Origin of the sequence: Marinobacter sp. 1-3A, assembly GCF_016597775.1 — a bacterium.
In the GTDB taxonomy this organism is placed as follows: domain Bacteria; phylum Pseudomonadota; class Gammaproteobacteria; order Pseudomonadales; family Oleiphilaceae; genus Marinobacter; species Marinobacter xiaoshiensis.
Window position 1 is genome coordinate 1 of the sequence record NZ_VCGZ01000024.1, and the last position, 4096, is coordinate 4096.

2 tRNA genes and 3 rRNA genes are annotated in these 4096 nt (G+C 52.2%); all 5 read left to right on the plus strand.

The features are described from left to right. A 16S ribosomal RNA gene (locus tag FE848_RS18360) occupies positions 1-264 on the plus strand; the annotation flags it as partial. Positions 265-371: 107 nt separating this feature from the next. Next, positions 372-448, plus strand: a tRNA-Ile gene (locus tag FE848_RS18365). 96 nt (positions 449-544) lie between these two features. Next, a tRNA-Ala gene (locus FE848_RS18370) sits at positions 545-620 on the plus strand. 328 nt (positions 621-948) lie between these two features. Next, positions 949-3844 (plus strand): 23S ribosomal RNA (locus FE848_RS18375). An 87-nt stretch (positions 3845-3931) separates the two neighbouring features. Further along, positions 3932-4047 (plus strand): 5S ribosomal RNA (gene rrf / locus FE848_RS18380). The last annotated feature ends 49 nt before the right edge of the window (positions 4048-4096 follow it).

The following is a 4096-nucleotide window of genomic DNA, read 5'->3' on the forward strand; positions in this document are numbered from 1 at the left end:
AATCTCACAAAACGTATCGTAGTCCGGATCGGAGTCTGCAACTCGACTCCGTGAAGTCGGAATCGCTAGTAATCGTGAATCAGAATGTCACGGTGAATACGTTCCCGGGCCTTGTACACACCGCCCGTCACACCATGGGAGTAGATTGCACCAGAAGTAGTTAGTCTAACCTTCGGGAGGACGATTACCACGGTGTGGTTTATGACTGGGGTGAAGTCGTAACAAGGTAGCCCTAGGGGAACCTGGGGCTGGATCACCTCCTTAAACGAAGTCGAAGCTTCGGTCAGAGTCCACACGAATTACTTGGTTGATTGATAAAGAGAGCAAGGGTCTTTCAGGCCCGACTTGGCTTGTCTGTGGCAAGCAAAACCGGGTCTGTAGCTCAGGTGGTTAGAGCGCACCCCTGATAAGGGTGAGGTCGGTGGTTCAAGTCCACCCAGACCCACCAAAATCGCGTAGCTCGTCGTTGTGTCCGAACTTGCATAGCAGGCTATGCGGCGTCCGAACACGCCTAGATCTACACGATTTTACGAGATAGCTTTTGGGGGCTATAGCTCAGCTGGGAGAGCGCCTGCCTTGCACGCAGGAGGTCGGCAGTTCGATCCTGCCTAGCTCCACCAAATATTACTTGGTCACCTGACTTCGGTCAGTGTACAGAAACAAGTGTTTCAACGCTGTTAAGTTTGAAATCCTTCTTTCTGATCACTGGGTCAGATTTGCTCTTTAACAAATTGGACGAGATAGAACACGAAGACATTTTCTCATTATCTCCGAGAGAATGTGTTCAATGTGATAGCGATTTTTTCAAGCGTTATCCGGTGTTGTCGTTGAAGTGGTTGTGTATGACTTCGAGTGACTGTCTCTGAATGTTCCTGGAACATTGTCGCTTAACTTCGGTTAGGTGTCAGTCTTCTGTGTCATCAGTGATCAGTTGTCTTGGGGTTATATAGTCAAGCAACTAAGCGCATACGGTGGATGCCTTGGCAGTCAGAGGCGATGAAAGACGTGGAAGCCTGCGATAAGGTTCGGGGAGCTGGCAAACAAGCTGTGATCCGGACATTTCTGAATGGGGAAACCCACCCGATTTCGGTCGGGTATCTTGCACTGAATACATAGGTGTAAGAGGCGAACCGGGGGAACTGAAACATCTAAGTACCCCGAGGAAAAGAAATCAACCGAGATTCCCTAAGTAGCGGCGAGCGAACGGGGACTAGCCCTTAAGCTAGACAACTGGTAGGAGAAGGCTCTGGAAAGTGCCGCCATAGTGGGTGATAGCCCCGTATCCGAAACCTGAGTCTAGTGAAATCGAGTAGGACGGGACACGTGGTATCCTGTCTGAATATGGGGGGACCATCCTCCAAGGCTAAATACTCCTGACTGACCGATAGTGAACCAGTACCGTGAGGGAAAGGCGAAAAGAACCCCTGTGAGGGGAGTGAAATAGATCCTGAAACCGTATGCGTACAAGCAGTCGGAGCAGACTTGTTCTGTGACGGCGTACCTTTTGTATAATGGGTCAGCGACTTATGTTCAGTGGCGAGGTTAACCGTTTAGGGGAGCCGTAGGGAAACCGAGTCTGAATAGGGCGATTTAGTCGCTGGGCATAGACCCGAAACCGGGCGATCTATCCATGAGCAGGTTGAAGGTTGAGTAACATCAACTGGAGGACCGAACCCACTGTCGTTGAAAAGCCAGGGGATGACTTGTGGATCGGAGTGAAAGGCTAATCAAGCCCGGAGATAGCTGGTTCTCCCCGAAAGCTATTTAGGTAGCGCCTCGGACGAATACCACAGGGGGTAGAGCACTGTTTCGGCTAGGGGGTCATCCCGACTTACCAACCCGATGCAAACTCCGAATACCTGTGAGTACTATCCGGGAGACACACGGCGGGTGCTAACGTCCGTCGTGAAGAGGGAAACAACCCAGACCGCCAGCTAAGGTCCCCAAATTCCAGTTAAGTGGGAAACGATGTGGGAAGGCTCAGACAGCTAGGAGGTTGGCTTAGAAGCAGCCATCCTTTAAAGAAAGCGTAATAGCTCACTAGTCGAGTCGGCCTGCGCGGAAGATGTAACGGGGCTCAAACTGGATACCGAAGCTGCGGCTGCATACTTTGTATGCGGGGTAGGGGAGCGTTGTGTAAGCCTGCGAAGGTGAGTTGAGAAGCTTGCTGGAGGTATCACAAGTGCGAATGCTGACATGAGTAACGACAATGCGGGTGAAAAACCCGCACGCCGGAAGACCAAGGGTTCCTGCGCAACGCTAATCGGCGCAGGGTGAGTCGGCCCCTAAGGCGAGACCGAAAGGTGTAGTCGATGGGAAACGGATTAATATTTCCGTACCTTGGATAGCTGCGATGGAGAGACGGAGAAGGCTAGGTGAGCCGGGCGACGGTTGTCCCGGTTTAAGCGTGTAGGGAGTGGGTTTAGGCAAATCCGGATCCACAATCCTGAGACGTGACGACGAGCACCCTTTTACGGGAGCGAAGTCATTGATGCCCTGCTTCCAGGAAAATCTTCTAAGCTTCAGGCTATTCGAGACCGTACCCCAAACCGACACAGGTGGTCAGGTAGAGAATACCAAGGCGCTTGAGAGAACTCGGGTAAAGGAACTAGGCAAAATGGTGCCGTAACTTCGGGAGAAGGCACGCTGGTGGTATGTGAAGTTCCTCGCGGACGGAGCAGAAGCCAGTCGAAGATACCAGGCCCCTGCGACTGTTTATTAAAAACACAGCACTGTGCAAACACGAAAGTGGACGTATACGGTGTGACGCCTGCCCGGTGCCGGAAGGTTAATTGATGGGGTTAGCATTCGTGCGAAGCTCTTGATCGAAGCCCCGGTAAACGGCGGCCGTAACTATAACGGTCCTAAGGTAGCGAAATTCCTTGTCGGGTAAGTTCCGACCTGCACGAATGGCGTAACGATGGGGGCGCTGTCTCTACCCGAGACTCAGTGAAATTGAAATCGCCGTGAAGATGCGGTGTATCCGCGGCTAGACGGAAAGACCCCGTGAACCTTTACTATAGCTTCACAGTGAACTTTGAATATGTTTGTGTAGGATAGCTGGGAGGCTTTGAAGCGTGAACGCCAGTTTGCGTGGAGCCAACCTTGAAATACCAGCCTGGCATGTTTGAGGTTCTAACTCTGGTCCCTTATCGGGATCGAGGACATTGTGTGGTGGGTAGTTTGACTGGGGCGGTCTCCTCCTAAAGCGTAACGGAGGAGCACAAAGGTGGGCTAAGTACGGTCGGACATCGTACGGTTAGTGTAATGGCACAAGCCCGCTTAACTGCGAGACTGACACGTCGAGCAGGTACGAAAGTAGGTCATAGTGATCCGGTGGTTCTGTATGGAAGGGCCATCGCTCAACGGATAAAAGGTACTCCGGGGATAACAGGCTGATACCGCCCAAGAGTTCACATCGACGGCGGTGTTTGGCACCTCGATGTCGGCTCATCACATCCTGGGGCTGAAGCCGGTCCCAAGGGTATGGCTGTTCGCCATTTAAAGTGGTACGCGAGCTGGGTTTAGAACGTCGTGAGACAGTTCGGTCCCTATCTGCCGTGGACGTTGGAGATTTGAGGAAAGTTGCTCCTAGTACGAGAGGACCGGAGTGAACGAACCTCTGGTGTTCGGGTTGTCACGCCAGTGGCACTGCCCGGTAGCTATGTTCGGACAGGATAACCGCTGAAAGCATCTAAGCGGGAAGCCCCTTCCAAGATGAGATCTCCCTGGACCCTCGAGGTCCCTAAAGAGCCGTTCAAGACCAGGACGTTGATAGGTCGGGTGTGTAAGCGCTGCGAGGCGTTGAGCTAACCGATACTAATTGCTCGTGCGGCTTGACTATATAACACCCAAGACAATTGTCTGGATAACGTCGAAAAAATCATCATCACACTCGTTCTATCCCGTCCCCCAGTGATCAACCGTTTTGTCTGACGACCATAGCGGCTTGGAACCACCTGATCCCATCCCGAACTCAGAAGTGAAACAGGCCTGCGCCGATGGTAGTGTGGCATTTGCCCATGTGAGAGTAGGTCATCGTCAGACTCTTAAGTCCAAACCCCAGCTTCTTGCGAAGCTGGGGTTTTTTTATGCC